At 58.7% G+C, this 21,600-nt stretch carries 7 protein-coding genes; 5 read left to right on the top strand and 2 right to left on the bottom strand.

The window, feature by feature from the left end:
- Positions 1-4: 4 nt before the first annotated feature.
- The gene (locus J3U88_RS25205) at positions 5-757 is read left to right on the top strand and encodes a hypothetical protein (RefSeq protein ID WP_207861772.1); all 753 of its coding nucleotides are present in this window, start codon (positions 5-7) and stop codon (positions 755-757) included.
- A gap of 602 nt (positions 758-1,359) precedes the next feature.
- Complete coding sequence (locus tag J3U88_RS25200) at positions 1,360-4,998, top strand: VIT domain-containing protein (RefSeq protein ID WP_207861771.1); 3,639 nt, start codon at positions 1,360-1,362, stop codon at positions 4,996-4,998.
- 23 nt (positions 4,999-5,021) lie between these two features.
- Here J3U88_RS25200 and J3U88_RS25195 read toward each other — a convergent pair whose 3' ends face one another.
- On the bottom strand, positions 5,022-7,547 hold the full coding sequence (locus tag J3U88_RS25195; RefSeq protein WP_207861770.1) for a diguanylate cyclase: 2,526 nt from the start codon (positions 7,545-7,547) through the stop codon (positions 5,022-5,024).
- Between the two features lie 343 nt (positions 7,548-7,890).
- On the opposite strand from J3U88_RS25195, the gene J3U88_RS25190 reads away from it, so the two are divergent.
- Positions 7,891-8,421, top strand: a complete 531-nt coding sequence (locus tag J3U88_RS25190) for a Pycsar system effector family protein (protein ID WP_207861769.1) — start codon at positions 7,891-7,893, stop codon at positions 8,419-8,421.
- Between the two features lie 20 nt (positions 8,422-8,441).
- On the opposite strand, the gene J3U88_RS25185 is transcribed toward J3U88_RS25190, so the two are convergent.
- A complete protein-coding gene (locus J3U88_RS25185; protein WP_207861768.1) occupies positions 8,442-15,200 on the bottom strand; it encodes an SDR family NAD(P)-dependent oxidoreductase in 6,759 nt (2,252 codons plus the stop codon).
- Between the two features lie 496 nt (positions 15,201-15,696).
- On the opposite strand from J3U88_RS25185, the gene lon reads away from it, so the two are divergent.
- Both lon and J3U88_RS25175 read left to right on the top strand, forming a co-directional pair.
- Positions 15,697-18,156, top strand: a complete 2,460-nt coding sequence (lon, locus tag J3U88_RS25180; RefSeq protein WP_207861767.1) for an endopeptidase La — start codon at positions 15,697-15,699, stop codon at positions 18,154-18,156.
- Between the two features lie 696 nt (positions 18,157-18,852).
- The gene (locus J3U88_RS25175; protein ID WP_207861766.1) at positions 18,853-21,570 is read left to right on the top strand and encodes a WD40/YVTN/BNR-like repeat-containing protein; all 2,718 of its coding nucleotides are present in this window, start codon (positions 18,853-18,855) and stop codon (positions 21,568-21,570) included.
- The last annotated feature ends 30 nt before the right edge of the window (positions 21,571-21,600 follow it).

Raw genomic sequence — 21,600 nt, 5'->3', positions numbered from 1 at the left:
GCCATTGCATTATCCCGCCGTTGAACGGGACGGGGCGGCCTTCAAACCCAACGGCAAGGATACGCTGGGCACCGCCTACTTCAACCGTTTCGGCGAGGTCGTCGGCGGCACCCGTTTGGGCAGCAAACAAACCGTGGAACGCGACGGTTTGGGCCGGGTCACCGCAACCACGCTGGGCAACCAATCGGCCACCTTCCAGCACCTCACCCTCGGTAACCGCGTGGTGGTCGCGAGCGAGAATAAGGCAAGCGATACCGCCTGGCGCGAAGCCTACGACGAGCGCGGTTTGCTCCGCGAGGTCACCGTCGCCAAACCCATCGCGGCGACCACGCGGTTTAGCTACGATCCCTTGGATCGTTTGTTGAGCGTGGTGCGCAGCGAGGGGCCGGCCGTGGGCACCACCCGTTACAGCTACTTCGAGGACACTGACATCGTGACGCGGGTGACCGGTCCCGCCGGCATCAGCCAGAGCCAAAATGTGGTGATCGGGGACGCCGGCATCGAGATCACCCGCGCGGACGCCACCATCGCGGGCCAAACCGACACCGTGCCGATCAATATCAGCGCCGACGGTTTGACCGTGCAGCACGAGCTGGGCGGGGTGGGCACCGCCGTCACCCAATTGGACGGCTTTGGGCGGCCGACCGAAACCGGGGCCGGCGAAACCAAACAAACCACGACCTATGCCGAGGGCGAAACCACCGCGACCGACGGCTTTAACGGGCGCACCGCCACGCGGAAGGTAAAACACTGGTAGTAGGCAGGTGGAAAAAGTTTGTTTTAAAGGGGTTGGTGGGTAGGTTGATGACAGGGCGAAAATGAGACCGACTTTTTGCCGGGGTTGTGGCTTACTTTCGATCAAAGCCCCGCTTGGCGACGTGGAATGAAAAAGATTTCTGAATTTATTCCTTGGCCTGACCTCTGTACGATTTTTGGGTTTTCTTGAAAAAAACAATGGGAGACATGATGGCTACACCTAAAATACCCTGCTGTTGATTGCGCTCGTTGCTTGTCCTGGGTTTTGCATGACTCAGAAGCCGGTATTGGGCGCCATTGCCGCTGAGAAAACGAAAACGACTCAGGTGTAAAACCTATCGGTTTTTTACCTAAGCGGCGGTGAAGCGAGGCGTTCTGGCTAAGAATTTGGAACAAAATGACTTGGGAAAAACAGGCTGGGGTCGCGTACGACGCGCACCCATTGGGTGCGGTGCGTGTTTTTACGGGCCGTTGTCGCTTAGAGGTTTAGCGAACATCACCGCGAGTTATCGCGCTTCATCGGTTTGAGGTGGGCGAATATTGGCGGTTGTGCGTTTGGATCATTATGTGATTTCTTCCAGCGTGAATTGATGAGGTACATTTATGTGGATGCGATTTTTTACGTTTTTGACGGTGTGTTCTTTTCCCCTGACGGCTCAGATGCAAGGGGTTTTTACCGGTGGTGGACCGCGATTGGTGGGGCAACACCAGGGCGAACCCGCGCCGGTCACCCTGGTTGATGTTGCCATTGAAGCCAAGGTTTCCGGTCTGTTGGCCGAAACCAGCTTGACCTGTACCTTCCTCAACGAAACGGCGGAAGAGATGGAAGGTGAGTTTCTATTGCCGCTGCCCGCCGGCGCCACCATTTCAGGCTACGCCTTGGACATCGACGGTGCCATGGTTGAAGGGGTGGTTGTTCCCAAGGATAAAGCGCGTTTTGTGTTCGAGCGGGAGCAGCGCCGCCAGGTCGATCCCGGCACCGCGGAATGGGTGGACGGCAAGGTGTTTCGCACACGGGTTTTTCCGCTGCCCCCTTTTCAAACACGTACCATTCGCATCGCCTACGTCCATCCCCTGTTTGCTTTTGAAAACCGCCTGCATTATCGCTTACCGCTTTCCGGTTACGGAGAATTACGCCGTTTGGATGTGAAGGTTTCGCTCACGGACCTGCCGGGCCGGCCATCATTGGTACGCGATCCCCTTGGCTCCCTGCAAGTGAAACCAAATGGCGAGGGGTTTATTGTTGAAGGCGGTTTTAAGGACCATCGGCCCAAGGGCGAACTCGTGGTGGCTTGCCCGTTTCCTGATCGTGATTTGGTGGATATCACCCGCTTGGGTGAGGCGGATTATGCCTTTGTTGCGGCGGTGCGCGCGGAGCAAACCGCGGTCAAAAGAAAGACAGGGCAGTGGCGACGGCTGGCGCTGTATTGGGATGGCTCGGCGAGTTTGACGGCCGCGGGACGTGCCCGTGCGACGGCGTTCCTCAAAGAATTTTTGGCGACGTACCGGCGTGTTAAGCAGGTCGATGTCGTGGTGTTTCGCGACACCCAGGAACAACCGCGATCCTTCAAACGGCGTCGTGGCGCTTTTGACGAACTTTTTGCTTTTCTAGGGGAAGTGGTCGCCGACGGTGGTACCAATCTCTACGACCTCCAACCCATCTCCGGTGTCGATATTGCGATGCTGGTTAGCGATGGTCGCGATGTGATCAACAGTCCTGCCGAACCGCTTTTTGATGTGCCGCTTTTTGCGGTACAACCTGAAGTTTATGGGACAGATCAGGTGCTTGCGGCTTGGGCACGTTTTAGCGGTGGTGATTATGTGGCTTTGAGCAATACCAAAACAGCCGCGGCCGTTGCTCAGGTCGGTCGTCAAATTCCGGCTTTGACGCCGATTTATCCCGCCGGATCCCGGGTTTCCGAGGTTGCCGAATGGGACCAACAGACCCTCGCCGACCGGTTGTGGGTCTGTGGTCGCTTTAACGGCGCTGCACCTTTGACGTTGTCCCTGGGGCTTGGTGTGGATGGAAAGCAGACGCGAAACGTGAACCTTGAATTGAACCCCGCGGCGGCGACCTCGCCCCTCGCCGGCCGTTTTTGGGCACAGCGCCATATGCGTGACTTGTTGGTGCAGCCCAACAAAAACCGTGAGGCGCTGATGGCTTTAGCCCAAAGGTTCAAGCTGGTGACACCCTATACGACCCTCATGGTGTTGGAGACTTATGAACAGTATCGCCAATACCGTGTGCCACCCCCGGAAGGACTCGCGGCATGGCGAGCACGATATTTTGAAGAAGTTGCGGGAACCGAGGCGGCGGTGGAAACTTTAGCCGAGTACCGTGCCTCCTTTGCCGAGGAAGTGGTGGATCTTGCCGCATCTTTGATCGACGGCGCCTGGGACGACGAAAACTTCTCGGCCGAATCACGCGACGAACTTCGGGCCGAAAATCAAGAGGACTGGGCGGATGAAATTTCGGAAATTTTTGTTTCCCATGAGGCGACACCCGTCGTGCATGATCGCGACAACCAACCGGTTCCGCAACCAAGTCGTGAGGTTACGCCTCCGATCACCATGAAGCGCGGTGAGCATGCATTGGTGCAAGGGGTTTTACGTTCTGAGCAGGAACAACCCCTTGCCGGTATTCGCGTGTTCCTTGAAGGTGAGGATATGGCGGGACGCGAAAAGCGGTTCTCGACCCAAACGGATCGCGACGGACACTTCCGGTTTGAAGCTTTTCCAGAAGGGATCTATTCGGTAAAAACGATCTCCGATGGGCACGACGACTTTAGGTCCCAACGTTTTGCGATCCTCGGCAAGCGTCACGTTAGGTTAAACCAACGTTTGCCGCGCCGCCAGTCTGCTTGGGTTCAGATTCCCGAGGATGCGGTCGGCCCGGTTCGGGGTCGCGTGGTTGATGCCCGGGGCGAAGTATTGCCAGGTTTTCTCATGAGCGTAAAAAAAGAAGGCCAACCAGAGGAAGATTGGCCCAAGATGGCCGCCGACGCCTCCGGCTGGTTCAGCTTCGATGCCTTGGTCCCGGATCACTACCGCGTTTTTACCAAAGAGGTTTCTTGGGATGTTTATGATGTCCAATGGGCGAAAGATGAAGCGGGTAAACCTTATTTGAAGGTATTTACCGTGACCAGTCCGTTAATCGAGCACGTCTTCTACGAGGAAAGGGTCACGGTAACAAGTGCCGTTGGTGGAGCTGAAGCGGAGGGGGGCGGCGATCCCGTGAGCGTCCAGCCCTGGGATGCTTCGGTTTCCTACATTCAAGAACTCTCGGCTTTGGATCAAAAGGCGCGGTACGCGGGTTACTTGGCGTTAAAGGAAAAGCACGGCCAATCGCCGGCCTTTTTTCTCGACGTGGCCCGTCTTTTTTTCAAGAACGGGCAATCCGAAATGGGTCGCCGGATTCTTACCAACCTTCTCGAGATGGGGATTGAGGATGCGGCCACAACCCGGTGTGCCGCATTTGTGCTCAATGAATTTCACCAATGGGACGCCGCGGAACGACTTTATACAGCGCTGGCGGATCAACGGCCGGAATGGCCGCAAGTTCGCCGAGAACATGGGTTGCTCCTCGCTGAAGCGGCGCGTCGCGCCTTCGGTGAAGCGAATCGGGATGAAGCCTTGACCCTGTATCAGCGTGCCCTGAACTTACTCGGTGCGGTTTTGTGGCAACCCTGGGGGAGCCTGCCGGTGTACCTAGCAGAGGATTATATTGAGGACGAACAGTTTGGGGCATTCCACCAAGTTGCCGGTGTCGATTACCAAAATGTGTACCAAGAAGTTGTGCGACGTTTCGGGGAAACGCGGGCTCGCGAGGTGGCCTATCCTCACCTGAAAAACGGCTTGGTGAAACGGCTTGAAGGTGACTTGATGGTGACCATCGACTGGGACGATCCTCACGCGGATATGGATTTGTGGGTGGTTGAACCAACCGGCGAACCCTGCTTTTTCAAAAACACGGAAACGGATCTCGGTGGGCTTTTGAGCGAAGACCTCACCGCCGGCATGGGTCCCGAGGCCTATTTCCTACACCGGGCAATGCCCGGCGATTACGAGGTTCGCGTGCATTACTTCGGCAGTGATCGTCTGGCGGTTGCCGGTCCAACAACCTGTATCGCCACGATCATTACGAACTTTGGACGGGGCGACGAACAGCGCCGTCAACACGTCATTCGTTTGGACCGCGCTGATGAAGGCCGGCTGGTCGCGACCGTCACGATCAAAGAGTAATCCCGCACGAGGCGAAATGCGGGCTAACCCGAAACCACCTGGTTGCGCCCTTGTTCCTTGGCTTGGTAAAGGTTGTGGTCGGCGCGTTCGATCATGGCCTCGAGCGCGCCGTCGGTATCGCGTTTGCCGGCCACGCCGACACTAATGGTGAAGCGCACGGCGTCGCCCTGGCGGGTGACCTCGGCGGAGGCGATCTTTTTGCGCAGCCGTTCCGCGACCTGCACGGCGGTGTCCTTGTTGGTGTTGGGCAGAATGGCGCAAAACTCCTCGCCGCCGATGCGGCCGAACACATCAATGGTGCGCAGGCTTTCGTTGCAAATCATCGCCATGGTTTTGATCACGGCATCACCGGTGCTGTGGCCGTATTGGTCGTTGACTCTCTTGAAATGATCGATGTCGATCATCAGTGCCGAGATGGGTTGTTCAAAGCGCAATGCCCGTTGCCACTCAGCGAGGGCGGTTTGGTAGAAATGACGGCGGTTGTAGACGCCGGTGAGGGAATCGGTGGTGGCCAGTTCTTTTAGTTCTTCTTCCAGCGATTTGCGCCGGGTGATGTCGTTAAAGGTAATTAAGACACAGGGTTGGTCGCGGTAGTTCATGCGCATGGCCGACATCAGTGCCCAAAACGCTTCGCCGTTTTTCTTAACCAACTTGGCCTCGTAATCTTCGACCAGGCCCTTTTCGGTGATCTCCGCGATCATGTTTTCGCGATCTTCCAGATTGACCCAGTAATCACTGCCGTAACTGTCCGTGCCCTCGTCCTTGCGGGTTTCTAACAGAATCGAGCCGCGGTCGTTGATGAACACGATGCGTTTGTCGCTCTCCCGGGTGATGACAATGGGGAACAGGGAGGCGTCGAGGATCGAACGCAGCCGCTCCTCACTCTGGCGCAAGGCCCATTCCGCGTTTTTTTGATCCGTGATATCCAGCAACAGGCCTTCCCAAACAGTATTGCCGCGTTCGTCATGGCGCGGGTTGGCGGAAAGACGGATCCAGCCACGTCGGAACCCGTTTCGACCGAACGGGGTTTCAAAATGGATGGGGCGATTCTGGGCCTGGCTGTTTTCAAGTTCCTGGAACAAACGGCGCCGCTCTTCATCGGGGAGGAATTGCGACCAGATATCCGCATCGCCGGTGATGTTGCTGTCACTTACCCCGGAAAACTGTTCAATGCCCTGGGTAGCGAAACGGAAACTGAACCGCCGTGGCGCTTGACGGTAAACCTGAAAGACGGCGCCGGGCAGGTTGGCGGTCACGGTTTTGAGGGCGAAGGTATCCGAGACTTTATCGAACCAGGGTCGCCAGATATCGGGGACGTCTGATGCGCGGGAGTGACCGTCCTGGGCCTCGGCGCGGATCAGGTCGGTGAGCGCCAGCGCCGGTCGCAGGAACCGCCGTTGCAGCAACACATAGAGGATGATCAGGAAAAAACACAAGCCCAACAGAATCGAAAGGTAACCGGCGAAACCGAACAGCATGTCGCGGTAAAGGGCCTGACGAGGGATGATCACAATCATCGACCAAGGGGCGGCGGTTGATTCGCGGCGCAGCACCAAATGTCCCAAAAAAAGCGCTTGCCCGTCGAGTGCCATGATTTCGGCCTCATGGGGTTTAAGTGCGTCCGGCAGCAGATCCCGCAATGGGAGCGGGTTACCGGTATAAACCCGTGGCCCTTTATTGGAGGACAAGGCATGGCCCTGCCCGTCGACTATCGTCAGGATGCTGCTGGGCGCTTCGAGTTCTTCGGTGTAATGCTGCAAGGAATTGAGCTTGATATCGGTGGCAACCACGCCTAAAAACCGATCCTGCCAAAAAACGGGTTTCCCGTGGCTAATCATCAAACCTTTGCCGGCGGGGTCGTCGTAGGCGGAGGTCCAGTAGGAGGCACCGTCGCGGTTTTTTTCGGGGGTGCCCAACTGGAATAGGTCGAGCGCAATCGCACTGCGCACCAAGTCTCCCACGGTGCGGTCGGGTTGATCGGCGATCATGTCTCGGGTCGACCGCCAGGGGTAAATGGCCACAAATTCATCGGCCGATTGGTAATAGCTCCAGGAAAAATGGGGCATGGCCTCGTGGGAGGCCTTGAGGAGCGGGAACAGGCTGATCGCCGCCAAAATCTCCCGTTGCTTAAGGGGATCCGCGTAACGTTCGGCGAACGAGCCGGCGCCCATGAGGTTGCCGTAACGGGTGATGTCGTAACGGCGGGGCGGGTTGTCAAAGGTAAAACCGATGTCGTCCTTTTGGGTAATGTGATCGACCATACCGGGATGGGGCAGGGGGGTGTCGTTGTTTTCTGCGCCCGCCATGTCGAGATAATAGGTCATTAACAGATGCATTTGTTCGATGTAAAGCGGGGTGCCGGCGAGGAAGGTGTCCATCGCGGCGAGGCGGTCGTTGAGTTGATCCTGCAGCATTTCCGTGTGGTGTTTTTGCTGCTCCTGGAACTGTCCGTAAAACAAAACCGAAACCAACAGCAACATGATGACGGTGCCGCCGATGGTAATGCGGTTGTATTGCTGGGTGAGTTTTTGAGCGGGAGCTTGATCCATGGCGGTTCCCACGCTGAGGCGTGCTGAAAATAAGTGGAAAGGACGAGACGGGGACGAACGGCTGGGGAAAGCGCGTCTGAACAGGCATCAATTTGGCTTTTCAAGGTTTGGAACTGGCAATTATCCTAACAGTTTTACGGAAAAGTCGCCATCGGGACCTGCGACTTCGCACGGAACTATGAAGCCGGGGGTGGGTCGGCTAAAATAGAGGCATTCCGCAATGACGACCCAACTGAAACAAGAAACCCGTTTTCTCGGCCTGTCCTGCCGGCTTTGCCGTTCCGTGCGTTGCACGGTACGGCTGTGAAACCCCAGCTGACGGATTTCGATTGGAGGAGGCGACGTGGCGTCGATCCAGCCAGGCTCCCATTTGGACCACTTGCTCAAGCAGACACGGGTTCATCACATGCATCTCAGCACCATGGCCGACATGAAGGCCAACATTTTGTTGACCATGTCCTCGGTCGTGTTCACCTTCTCCCTGGATCTGTTGTCGGATCCCTTGTTGGGGCGAGCGGTCCTGGTGTTGCAATTTTTCTGCGTGATTACGATCTTCCTAGCAGCCTTTGTGGTGATGCCCCACATTAGTTTCTCCACCAAACCCGGACCGCACCAAGATGTCAACGACCGCCGCTTTAACATTCTGTTTTTCGGGAGTTTCACCGCGCTCAGCTACGATGAGTACATGGACGAAATGAACCACGTGCTCAGCGACATCGAACACGCCTATGAGGTCCAGGTTCGCGAAATCTACCAACTCGGGGTTTTCCTGGCCCGCAAGAAATACCGTTTCCTCCGCTGGGCCTATGTCTCTTTCTTGGTTGGATTCGTCGCCGCCGGCCTGGTCGCCCTGACCCAAGCCTTTTACGGCTGACCCTGCTCATGGCGGCGAACTTACGGGGTCAGCTGTGTCAGCTGTTGCTCCAGGTAGCGGCAGAGGAAGCTGATGTTGGGTTCGTAGAACAGATGTTCGGCGTGGCAGTTGCCGCGCCACTCGTGGATGGTGACGCCGTTCATTAGGCTGCGCCAGATGGAGGCGACCCCGGTCGGGTGGGTTTGATCGTTGCTGTTGTAGAGGAAGAGGGGGACCGGGGCGAAGGTGGGCTCAAGGCGATGCTTGAGGATGTTTTTGCGGTTGAAATGGCACATGTCCAGGCGTTTTTCCAGCAGGCCGCGCAGGTCCTTTTTCTTGACGGCGAAGTGGGTTTGGTTGACTAAGAAGTTGGTCACTTGCTTGAGCTGTGCCTTGCGGCCCATGTCTTCCAGCCCTTTGAACCGGCCCTGGGAACGGACGGCAAGCGCGGCGCTAAGGATCATGACTTGTTCGCGCAGGATGGCACCGTCGTTTAGGTTGAGTAAGGATTCGACGGCATGCCCGCCGGGAATCAAGCCGTCGAGCAGGATGAGGACGCAGTTCTGCTGGGAACGGCGCAAATGGCGACAGGTTTCGAACAACAAGGTGCTGCCGCTCGACCACGCGATCAGAATGGGGTCGTGCTCGCCGCTGTGACGGCTTGCATAGTCAGCGAACTCGGCGGCGATGGGGCGTAGCAGCGATTGGGGTTCGGTTTCGTCGACCGCGCCCGGGGCCGCCATGAAGTGAAAGGGATGGCTGAGTAAAGGGCCTTTGGCCAGGTGTTCGGCCCAGTTGCAGGAACCGTCTAAGCTGGGCAAAAAGAAAAGCGGCCGTTTTTGCTGACCCCAATGCAAGAGATGAAACCTTTGGGTGTAGGCGGGTAGCTCCTGCCAAAGCCACCATTCGCGTTCGGGTTCGACCGGCTGTTCCTCATCGGTTGGGGGGGCTTCGTCTCCGTGATCCGGTTCGTCATCGGCGGCGGTCGCCGCTTCGTCCACGCTCGTGCCGGTCTCCTCATCGCCGCGAGCTGGGGGGTCGGCTTCATCGGTTGTTTGGGCTTTGGTTGCATCTTCGACCGAGGGGGATTCGTCCCCATCGGTGTCGGCTTCATTGGTTGCATGCTCGGCGGTGGCGATGAGGTCCACTTGGTCGGCCGGCGTGGTTTCATCCCTATGGTCCGCATCGCCTGAGGCAGTTTCAACAACCTCGCTTTCCGGGGATGTTTCGTGGGTTTCTTCCTTGGGTTCGGATCCGTTTTGGGCGTCGGAAGGAGGGTCGGTTTCCGGGTGATCTGAAACCTCTGCATCCTCTTCATGCCGGGGTTGTTCGCTTGACTCGGTCGACGTGGGCGAATCGGCGGGTTCCTGTTCTTCTTTGGGAGGAGATGCGTCGGCGGGTTCCTGTTCTTCGTTGCGAGGAAGTGGATCGGGGTTTTCGATGGTTTCCTGTTGTTCGCTTGCCGGCTCGGTGTGCGCCCCCGGCTCGTTGTCGGTGGTGTGTGTTGTATCGGTATCGGTGCTTTCTTCGTCCTCATCAAATATGACGGCTTCGTCTGAAACCGAGGGTAGTGCGGGTGGGGGGATGGCTTCGCTTGGTTTTTCGGCCGAATCCTCGGGATCGCGAAGCGCCGGGTCGATTGTCGTGTCCGCGGCCGAGTTATGGCTAGCAACGCTTTCTGGAATCCGTGCCTCAGCAGGTTGCTTGTCTGCCTCGGTTTCGCCCGGTTTTTGGTTCGCCTTCGTTTGGTTGGTCTCTTCGGGTGGCTCAGTGTCGGGTTTTTCCGGTGGGTCCACCTGCTCCGGCTTCAGTTCCGCTGCTGTTTCGTTTTCTAGACCGGCGGATTCGGAATGCCGCGTGGCGCTTGCCTGGTCCGGTGCGATACCTTCCCCGCGTTCTTGTGAATCGGTTTCGGGATTTGTTTGGGGCGTTGCTTCCGAGGCCCTTTCCGTTTCCGATGCCGTTGATTCGACCGGTTCGACCGGTTCCACCGGTGGCGGCGTAGCGGGTTCCGCTGATGTCGCCGGCAAAAAGGCGTGTCCAGGATCCTCGCTCAAAGGTTTCTCTTCGATGTCTTCCTTATCTTCCGGCGAAGAAGGCTCGCTTTGAGCATCCAACATATCCGCATCTAGCGCGGCTTCGTCCAGGACCACGGTCTTGGCGAAGTTGGGGTCGCGTTCGGTGCTTTCATCCGCGCTGCTTGTCCGTGCTTGCTGGGATTTGTTCGCGTCGGAATCCGGTGTTGCCGAAGCGGGTTTCTCCGCGTCTCGGGGTGGTGCCGGCTCCGGGTTCTCGGAAGCGAGGGAGATGGCCGCGTGAAAGTCGGGGAACTCGTCAGGTGGAATGGTGTCGTCGGGAGAAAATTGCAAAAGGCCCTCGGGGCCTGATTGGTACCAGGCGGGATCCTCCGCCTCGGCATCCCCGAAGCCCACGAAGTTACCCATGTCCTCGGGAAGATGGGTGGCCAGGTACTGTTCCTCGTCCTGAAGGGTTTCGTCTTTTTTGGGTTGGGTTGCCGGGGGTTCTTCGCCGGTGAGGTCTTTGATGGTAATGACGGGTTCGTTGCGTTCCTCGGCATTGGTGTCCGCGTGGGCCTTTTGCATGCGTTTGATGCGTTCGCGGGCGGACAAGTCCGTGTCGCCGTCGGTTGTTGATTCGCTAGGGGCCGGCTCGACGGTTTCCTCGGGTTGGGTGGTGCTGTCCGTTTCTTCCTCGGAGGGTAGGGGCTCCGCAAGGGGGGCGATGTCTTCGAGTGACATGGTTTTGGCATAAAAGGCCGCGTCGGCCTTGGGATTGCGGTGGAGCCAAGGATCCAGGCTGTAGGCGTGTTTGGCGGTAGGCTGTGGCGGTAATTCCAGCATGCGCACCTGGATCAGGTTTTCGGCGTCGGGCCATATCGGATCACCGCCGTTGACCCAGAGATCGGCGGCACCGGAGAGACCGGTATAGGCGGTGTGGTGGGGTTCTTCTTCTTCGCGGGCGCCGCTGAAGAAGAGGCCGCCCTGTTTGGTGCGACCGCGCAGAAAGTCGTGCCAGCGCTGGTGCAGTTCCTCGACGGAGGCGGCGATGACGGCCAAGCGGCAGGGGTGGGGCTGACGCGCGCGCAAGGCGGCGGCGATGCGTGCCAAACGGCTCTCGGGCACGTTGCGGCAGTGTTCGTCGAGGCGTTTAACCCAAGCGGAAAGGCAGGCGTGGTTGGTGGCGGATGTCAGAAAAACCATGGGTTGATCGGGGGGCGCCGCGTTGCCGGCCGGGGTGCCCGGGGTCAGACAAAATTGGGCGCGGCTCCCGTCGCTATAGACGCCGTAGACGGCTGCATAGCTGTCGGGCACGGCGAGATGGGCCGGATCCTTGCTCCCGGCCGCGGCGCGGGCGGTGCGTTTGGCGGGTTCATCCAGCCAATTGACGGCGCGCAACATGGCCAACAGGCTTTCGCAGGGACCGCTGTTGCCGATCAGTTCGCGGACACTGGGGCCGCCGAGGGCGTTGGCGGCGGTATAAGCGGGGGCCAGGTGGTTGCGCCAGGGGGTGAGCGCCGAGGAGTCGCCCGCCCATTCCACGTGGGTGATTTGGTTGGGCCGTAATTGGGTTTGGCGGTGGAAGCCGTCGACTTGATCACGGATGCTGAGCGCCTGGTTGCGGGCTTCGAATTGCATGTCAAAGTGGAGGAATTCGGCAAGGTTGGGTAACCAGCGGGGTTCGACCTGATCGTTTTCGGCCAAAACCATGGCGACGCAGGCTTCCGCGGGGATGCGGGCGCGTTCGGCATCGGGTTTGTGGTTTTCGGCGTGGGGCAAGAGGTGAACGGCGCCGACGAGGGCGAATTCACATTGATCCGCGGCCAGGGCTTGTAGGCCGAGTTGGACGACTTGGCTGCCGGCGGGGCCTTCTCCGATCAGGGTCAGCACCGGCCCGGTTGCGCCGAGAAAATGGGCGGCATAGGCGGCGAGCTTGTGGGCGTGGCCGTTGGGGACCTGGTCCCAGAGCGACCAAGAAACGGCGAGAAAAATGCCCACGCGTTGCTCGCGCAACATGCGGTCGTTGAGGCCGGCGTTGTCCAGTGCTTGGCGTGCCGAGGCCAGCCAAATCGCCAGGCGCGGATCCAGCGCGGTAGTGCGGAAGCTACCGAGGCGCAGGTACACCTCGTCCAGGGTGTTGCGTCCCGGTAGGAACAGCCGCGCCTGCTCCTCGTAATCGGGATCTTGGGCGAGGAGGGGATCCTGGGTGGGACTCGGTAAATCCTCGGGGAATAATTGGGTAGACAGGGCGAAGCGGTCCTTGCCGCCGGGAAAGCGGCAACTCGCGGCCACGAGCAAAAAGCGTTTTTTCTCGCGGCGGGGCGGTGCGACCGTGCCGGGGTGTTGGTAATCGAGAAGGGGTGGGCCGGGTTCCGTGGGGACCGATGCATCGCCGACACCTATGGGTTCAGTGGCGCCGCCCGCCATTTCGGTTTCGTGGGCGGTGGCTGTGTCCGCGGTTTCGGGCGTGACCGCGCCGGCAATGCCCGCCGCGGTGTTCCGCGCGACACCTTCCGGCGCGGGTGGGGCGGTCACCAAAAAGAGGTGGTTGGGTTTGGCGCCAAGGGCTTGTTCGAGACAACCCAAGGCGGTTTCCACGTGCATCGGCGGCATCAAACCGGCCTCGGGATCGGGGCTGCGCGTGCTGCTAAACCAATTGGCCCAACACAAAGCGAGGTTTTTACTTTTGCGGCCCTGTTTCTGTTCCCAGTCCCGGCGGTATCCGGCAAAGCCTGCTTGAAAGCCGTCGGCGAGGCTGGAGAACGGCGAGCGTGGGCCGCCGAGCGCGCCGGGGAAGCTGGAAAAGGTGATGAAAAACTTAAGCGGTTCACCGCTGAGGACTTGATCCAAAACCAGGGTTCCGTTGACCTTGGGCCAAATAACACTTTCAAAGGTTTCCAACCGATCCTGGTTGGCGTGTTCGCCCTGACGGCAACCGGCGCAATGGAACACGCCGTCGATGGTTCCGAACAGGCGCTTGCCGTCCGCGAGCGCGGTGTACATGTCCTCGGGGTCGGAAACATCGGCTTGGTGGTAAACGGCGCGACCGCCGTGTTCGCTGATGCGTTCCATCAGCTGGGTTACGTCGTCGGTGATGGGGTTTTTGGCGACTAGCACGAGGTTGGCGCGATAACGGGCGCCGAGGTATTCGGCCAAAATGCTGCCGACAAAACCACTCCCACCGGTAATCAAGTAGGTATCCCTCGCTTGCAGGAGCGGGGATTCTTGCCCGTGTTCAAGCGGCAGTGGTTTCAGGCGACGGATGCGGCGCAGGCCTTTGAGATAACTCACGGGTTCTTGGTCCGGCAGACGCGGGTCCAACTCGCGGGCGATGATATCGACTACTTCGCCGGTATGGTGGCTGTCTACTTTAATAATGCGGAACTTTAATCGCGCCTCCTCGTGATGAACGGATGCGGCGAACGCGGCGATGCCTTCAAAGAGAGGACTGGGGACCAAACAGAGGATCCGAAAGCTGCGTTTGCGCCGTTGGGCCTCGCGTTTGGCGGCTCGGGTGAGGTAGTAGAGTTGGGTGGCGGTTTTAAGGGTGTGAATTTGTAAACTGCCGCGGCCGACGCGTTCCTTTTCTTCCCAGCCGAGATCTTCCCAGCCCCAGAGGTAAACCAGATTGAGATCGGCCTGCTCCTCGCCGAGGCAAAAATCCAGGGCGCGTTCGTAGTGATCGGTCTGATCCGGGCGGATGCCGATGTTTTGCTCGGTATAAACGCCGTACTCCTCACCGGTGCGGATGAAGCGAATTTTGAGATCGGGAAATTGTTCGGCGAGTGCGTTGCCCATGGTTTGTTCGTTGGCGAAAACGACGAGGTTGTTGGGTGGGGGAGAGGCGTCCGCGAGGGGTGCGTCAACCCAGGTAGATTGGTAGGCCAAAACCTTTTCAACCGGTGCCGCCGGGGTTGGGCGGTGTTCGCCGTTGCCCATGCGGCGCAGGGGTCCGGTGACTTCCTCGAGGCAAATGCCGGACACCCGTACCGCGAGGTTGCCGTAGGGGTTGAACAAAGAGAAATCAAGCAGCCGACGCGGCGGATCGCTGTCGGGTTCGTATTGCAGCGCGTTGGGGAACACCAGGGCGCAACTATCGCCCAGGGCTTGGTGCGCCTCAAACGAGGCAATGGATTTGGGCAAAAGGACCTTGGTCGGGTTGATGCGGCCGTTGTCGGCGGCGATATGGAAGGCGGTCTGCAAGAAGGCGGGTGGCACTTGAAAGTGGGACCAAAGCGGTTGTTGGTCCGCGGAAAGGTAGAGTTCGGCGAGGGTTTCGCCGGCGCCGTAGGTGAGGCCGCCCTCGGTGAGACAGAGCGGGCCGAGGCGCAGGTGGCGGCGGCTGTCGCGGCCCGGTGGCAACTGGAGCTCGTGGGGTCCGTCACCCGCGCGTTTAAACAGCTTTGCGTCAAAGGTTTCGCCGGTGGGTTCGCCGGAATGACACTCGCTCATCAGGTGCAGGGTTTCGCCTTGGCCGCGCGCACATCCCGCGGGTCGCGAAGACACCACCACTTTATAAAAAGAATCGCCGCCCGCAAAATCGAGGCGCATGATTTGCGGCTGCGCGCGGGGGAGCAGGAAGTTGTGGAAGTGGGTGTTGCGGAAGACGGGGTGTTTGACGGCCAGTTCCTCGCGGGCGACTTTGATCAGTAGCTCGAAAAAAAGCATGGGCGGGAAAACGGCCTGGTCAAACAGTTGGAAATCGCGGAACAAAAGGTTTTCCGGCAGAAGATCCAGCTCAAAGGTTTTTCCGGCCGAGGGCGCGGCGAGTTTTGCGGTCATCAAACACTTCCAATCATGGGCGAGAATCGAAAGGGACGGGTGGGCGTCAACAGAGGGGTTGGGCCGTGCGGCACCGCCGCCAAGATGCGGTGGGCTGGGTGAATTCGCCTGTTGCGATTCCGGCCGGCGGATGCTTGTCTGGTTCCGAACGAACCGTTCCTAACGAACCCCTTTGAAACGTGCCGATAAGGTTTCACTTGCGATCATTATATAGCCGGCGCGGACGAACACCGAGGGGGAACTTGGCTCGTCGCCGACAACCCCCTGAAAATGCGCGCGTCCGCCTGAGCGAGCCACGACCCCGGCAGACTTTTTGGCGACGGCGCGCATGGTTCTGGTTGAACTCTTATCGGATAGTTGCTTTGATTACTCTTTGACCCGGAATTTTGTGCGGGACCCCGTTTTTTGGCAGCGTTCGCCCGGCAAAAAGCCCGGCGGCACTGGGTTTTTTCATGCTGTACCCATCCGCTTGGTCCGACACCTTTGGAGGCAATACATGACATCCATGAATTTTGACGATCCACCTCAGCCCGAGGAGGGCGACGGCAGCCAGGAAGAAACGCCGAAACCCGAGATTCCAGAGGTCGTTTCGGTTCTGCCCCTGCGCAACGTGGTGGTTTACCCCTCGATGGTGATTCCGGTGACGGTCAGTCGGCCGCGCTCGCTCAAACTCATTGAAGACGCGTCCAGCGGGGATCGCGTTATCGGCGTGGTAACGCTTTTGAAATCAGACGACCAGGATCCTCGCCCCCACTCGGTCTACCAAGTCGGCGTGGTCGCGCAGATTTTGCGCCTGATGCGCGCACCCGACGGCAACATCCACATTTTGATTCAGGGTTTGGACCGCGTCGTTTTTTCCGATTGGGTTGCGGAAGAGCCTTACATGCGCGCCCGGGTCTCGATGAACCCCGAGGTTTTGCCGCATCCCGGTGACATTCAGCTTGAAGCTTTGCGCGACAACATGGTGACCCAATTCCAGCGGCTTGTGTCGCTGATGAGTTACATGCCGGACGAGTTGGCCGGCTCGGTGGGGAAAACCAAAGATTTTCGCACGTTGGCCTACCTGGTTGCTTCCAGCATTCGGATGGACCTGCCCGTCGCCCAAGAAGTTCTGGAGATGGATGCGGTTGCCGAGAAGCTGCAACGGCTCACCGAAATCATTAACCACGAATTGGAAGTGGTCGAGCTGGGTCGCAAAATCCAGTCGGACGCCAAAACGGAGATGGACAAGGCGCAGCGCGAGTATTTCCTGCGGCAACAGCTCAAGGCGATCCAAAAGGAGCTGGGCGAGGAAAACGAGAGCCAACCCAAAACCGAAGAGTTTCGCGACAAAATCAACGCTTCCGGTATGCCGGAAGAAGCGCGTCAGGAAGCCTTGCGTGAGCTGAGCCGCATGGAACGGATCCCCGAGGCCTCCGCCGAGTACGGCGTGATCCTCACCTATTTGGACTGGATCACCTCGCTGCCGTGGCAGGAAACCACCACGGACCGGCTCGATATAGAACATGCCCGAGAAATACTCGACGAGGACCACTACAGCCTCGAAAAAATTAAAGAACGGATCCTCGAATATTTGGCGGTGCGCCAGCTCAAGCAGCAGCGGGGCCTCGACAAGGAAGAGGAAGAAAACGACGGCGAGGATTACCTGCGCAAGCAACGCGAGGGTGTGATCCTGTGTTTCGTGGGACCGCCCGGCTTAGGCAAAACCTCGTTGGGCCAGTCGATTGCCCGTGCCTTGGGGCGCAAGTTCTACCGCATTAGTTTGGGCGGCATTCGCGATGAGGCGGAAATCCGCGGCCATCGCCGGACCTACATCGGTGCGCTGCCCGGCCGTTTCATTCAAGCCTTGCGTCGCGTTCAAACCAAAAATCCGGTGATCATGTTGGACGAGGTGGACAAAGTTGGTTCCGACTGGCGTGGCGACCCTTCTTCCGCGCTGTTGGAAGTGTTGGATCCCGAGCAGAACCGCGAGTTCCGCGACCACTACTTAGACGTCCCTTTTGATTTGAGCCAGGTGATGTTTATTGCCACCGCCAACCTGCTGGACACCATTCCGGGTCCCTTGCGGGACCGTCTGGAAGTGTTAGAGTTGTCCGGTTACACCGACGATGAAAAACGCAATATCGCGCAAAAGTATTTGCTGCCGCGTCAATCGCGGGAAAATGGATTGCGTCCCGATGAAATTGAATTAACCGATGCGGCCGTGCTCCAGGTGATTCGCGATTACACCCGCGAGGCGGGCGTGCGCTCGCTGGAACGGCAGATGGGCACGATTTGCCGCAAAGCGGCGGTGAAGGTCGCCAAAAAAGAGGAACTGTCCTCCCAAATCGACGCCAAAGACCTCCATGGTTTGTTGGGCAAGCCGCGTTTTAGTTACGACGTGGCGGAACGGACGGAAACCCCCGGGGTGGCCACGGGTCTGGCCGTTACCGCGGTCGGCGGCGATATTTTATTTGTCGAAGCAACCCAAATGCCGGGGAAAAAAGGGCTTTCGGTTACGGGTCAGCTTGGGGACGTGATGAAGGAATCGGTGGAGGCCGCGGTCAGTTACGTGCGCGGCAAAGCCGAGGAGTTGGGCATCGAAAAGGACTTTTTCGAGAAAACCGACATCCACGTTCATATCCCCGCGGGTGCGACGCCGAAGGACGGTCCCTCCGCCGGTGTGACCCTGGTGACGGCGCTGACCTCGCTGTTAACCGGGCGTCCGGTTAGCAAAGAAGTGGGCATGACCGGCGAAATGACCTTGCGGGGTCAGGTGCTGCCGGTCGGCGGCATTAAGGACAAGGTGCTTGCCGCGCACCGCGCCGGGCTGAAGGTGGTGATCCTGCCCAAGCGCAACGAAAAAGATATGGAAGACATCCCCGAATCGGTACGCGAAGCGGTGACCTTCGTGCTCGCCGACAACATCAGCCAAGTTTTGGAAAAAGCCTTGGGTGTGAAGGTGAATCGCGGATAGCGCGCCTGTCGGCGGGACGTTGAAGGGCGCGTCGATAAGGCATTCGCCGGTTTTGGCGTGACATGTTGAATGTAAACCGGTGTCTGCTCGCGCGGGTGCATGCATCGGTTTACGGATGCCGGGCGGCGTTGTGTGATGCGGTGTGATGCCTCGCACGGGGATCGTCTTTTTAGTATCTGGTTGATTATTATCCGTATATGGTTAACATGCGAGGTCAAATTTCGAGGCAGGTTCTCCCTTGACGGGCACCTCGGCAGCGGCGACGCCCCGTGAAGGTTTGGGTCACTTTTTTCGCGGCGTATCGATCCCTTTCATCACTTAGTCTCTTTTTTCTTTTGAAATTGCTTCACCTCACGTAATTCGTTCTTTGAACAGGCAATGCATTTCCTTGGGTATTAACTTGCTGCGATGTGGTGCTTTGCTCATGGGGCGACGTTTTGCGTGAACCCTTTTGCTTGGTTTTGGTTCTCGAGCCCGGTGCGTTTTCCCTTGGTGCGCCCGCGTGAACCGTGGATTTTTCCAGGCAAAACACGTACGTTGGTGTTAACAACGCCGTTTTCAATTCATCTTTTTCCCCGTGTCACAAGCTTCGGCGCGGGGTTCGGTCGCGCTTGGGTCTCTCCCATGATGTCGTCGGCGTGGTTTGACACGTCCCGACATGAAGTTGTCTTCGTGTGTTTATTTTGAGGAGAATGTATGAAAAAGATTCTGGCGACGGTCCTTGCCGGCTTGTCGCTTTCTGGATTGGTTTCGGGCCAGGTGCCCACCATTCGCACCGAACCGGGTGCGAAATTGTACGGTGAGGAAGAACAAATTAAAGCGCGCAAAGAATGGTTCGCCGAGCGGCGCGGTTTGAAGCAAATGCCCGATGCCAACACCTTGTGGCGTGAGGCAGTCGCCGAAACCAAAGCGGCCGAGTTACGAGCGCGATTTTATCAGCCCGGCCAAGTGTGGGTGAACCGCGGCCCGAATTCGATGACGATGTTGAATTGGGCGATGGGTCGGGTGGCCGGCCGTGTTTCCGCTTTTGCTTACGATCCCACCGATGCGCAGAAGCTCTATTTGGGGACGGCCTCAGGCGGCCTGTGGATCTCGGATGACGACGGCATCAACTGGACCTCCGTTTTTGACGGCCAAGGTACCCAATCCATTGGTTCTCTGAAAATTCAGGAAGGTGCACCCGGTCAACCCAACATCATTTGGGCGGGTACCGGCGAGCAAGGTTCCCGTTGTTCCGGTTATTCGGGGATTGGCTTGCTTAAATCCATGGACGGCGGCCAAACCTGGCAGGACGCCAACGGTTCGGGTGAGGCGACGCTGAACGTCACCAACGTGACCGCGATAGAACTGCACCCGACCCAGCCCGATGTGATTCTGGCGGGCGGCGAGCGTTTCTGCCAGGAAGACGGCAGCGCCTTTTACGGTGGTCTGTACCGATCCGCCGATGCCGGCGCGACCTGGACCCGCGTGCTCAACACCGCGGTGAACGACATTATCGCCGACCCGGAAAATCCCGGCACCTTTTACACGGTTCTCGGCCGCTGGGGCAATGCATCCGACGGGGTGTACAAATCAACCGACGGCGGTATTAACTGGGATCGCTTGGAAAGCACGATTCCTTTTGGTGAAACCATCGGCCGCGCGCGTTTGGCGATGGCGCCTTCCGACAGCAGCATTCTGTACCTTCTGGCGAATGTCGGCAGCGAGACGCCGCTTTACCGGACCAACGACGGCGGCGATACCTGGGCGCTGGTGAATGCCGACGCCTGTACCGGTCAGTGCAGCTATAACCTGTGCATCGCGGTGCACCCGACGAATCCCGACGAGATTCTGGTGGGGACGCTGCGGGTCGCCCGTTCGACGGACGGCGGTCCCAACCTGGCCGAAATTGTCGACGGTTGGGGTTCGAGCCAGACGGTTCACCAGGACACCCACGTGGTGCGCTATGACCTGCGTGCAGGCCAAAACGGGGATCGCTACTGGGTCGGCAGCGACGGTGGTTTGTGGCGTACCGACGACGCCGGCGCCAACTACGCCAACCTCAACGATCAACTCAACATCACCCAGTTCTACGATATTGCCGTTCACCCGGATCAAGCCGATCACATTCTCGGGGGCGCCCAGGACAACTCCAGCGCGCGCACCGTCAACAACCTGGTTTGGGAAGTGACCGTGGTGACTGGTGACGGTTTTACCAACCTGTTTGATCCGCTGGATCCCAACGTGGTATTTCAAACCAGTTATCCCTTTGGCGGTACCCCGTCGATTGTGCGTTCCACCACCGGTGGCGCGCCGCGGGCCTTTCAGTGGTTGCCCATGACGGGCGTGACCCCGAACGAACCCACGGGTTGGGTTTTGCCGATGGACAACGCGGTGATGCCGGGCAATCAGCAAACTGGGATCTTCATTGGTACCAACCGCATCTATCGTTCCGTGGATCAAGGTGATACGTGGACGGGCCTTGGTTCGGCTTTTGATGAGACGCGCCCGATCGCGTTCGTGGTTTCGACCCGTACCGGCGACAACATCGTCGCCATGGCGGCCACCCAATCCAGCAACCGTATTTTCATCAGCCGCAACGCCGATGAGGCCGCGCCGGTTTGGACTGAAATCACCTCGGACTATCCCGGTGGTTCCGTGACCGACATGGCGCTGGACCCCAACGACGACCAGCGTATTTACCTGACGCGCGGTGGCTTTAACGAAGCGCAATTCTACCGTTCCGACAACGGCGGCACCAACTGGACCCCGATGGGGACCGGTTTGCCCAATGTGCCGGCCAATACCGTGGCGGTGGATCCGTTACAGGCCGGTCGGGTGTTTGTCGGCAACGACATCGGCGTGTTTGTCAGTGTTGATTCCGGTCAAAACTTCGAACCCTTCATGCCTGGTTTACCGATGGGCGTGATGGTGACCGATCTGGAAATTGACGACAATCCCTATTGGCTGACCCTGGGTAGCTACGGCCGCGGCGCTTGGCAAATCGCCCTGACGGCGCGTCAGATCTCGGTTGAAGGCCAAAGCCAGTACAGCCTGTGTCGCGGTTACGACACCGCGCTGCCGTTTACCGTGAACGGCGCGAGCGGGCAAGTAACCTATAACTGGCGCATCAGCTCCGGGCCGGACACGGACCTCGCGCAATTCTCCGCCACCGACGTCAACGCGCCCAACTTCACGGCCAACGCCGTGGGCGACTACAGCTTGATCTGCGATGTCAACGACGGCGGGCTCACGGCCGAGTTTGTTGTGAACATCAGCGTGGCGCATGCCACGGATCGTTTGATGCCGATGACCTCGCGCTGGATGTCCCGTGTCGGCGACGCCGAATGGCAAGCCCAGGACGACCGCGTTGTCGACAATGTGTTGAACGTGCTCGACTTAATCGACGAAGCAAACAGCGGAACCTGTAACTAATCCGCTGATGGGTTGACGTGAAAAACGCCC

It is taken from the genome of Acanthopleuribacter pedis (assembly GCF_017377855.1).
Taxonomy (GTDB): Bacteria; Acidobacteriota; Holophagae; order Acanthopleuribacterales; family Acanthopleuribacteraceae; genus Acanthopleuribacter; species Acanthopleuribacter pedis.
The sequence above is the reverse complement of the archived record's forward strand: the minus strand, read 5'-3'. Positions and strand labels throughout refer to the sequence as shown.

Excerpts from the sequence above, each read along its gene's own strand:
- J3U88_RS25200 (WP_207861771.1), top strand. The coding sequence starts at position 1,360 with ATGTGGATGCGATTTTTTACGTTTTTGACGGTGTGTTCTTTTCCCCTG.
- J3U88_RS25195 (WP_207861770.1), bottom strand. The coding sequence starts at position 7,547 with ATGGATCAAGCTCCCGCTCAAAAACTCACCCAGCAATACAACCGCATT.
- J3U88_RS25185 (WP_207861768.1), bottom strand. The coding sequence starts at position 15,200 with ATGACCGCAAAACTCGCCGCGCCCTCGGCCGGAAAAACCTTTGAGCTG.
- lon (WP_207861767.1), top strand. The coding sequence starts at position 15,697 with ATGACATCCATGAATTTTGACGATCCACCTCAGCCCGAGGAGGGCGAC.
- J3U88_RS25175 (WP_207861766.1), top strand. The coding sequence starts at position 18,853 with ATGAAAAAGATTCTGGCGACGGTCCTTGCCGGCTTGTCGCTTTCTGGA.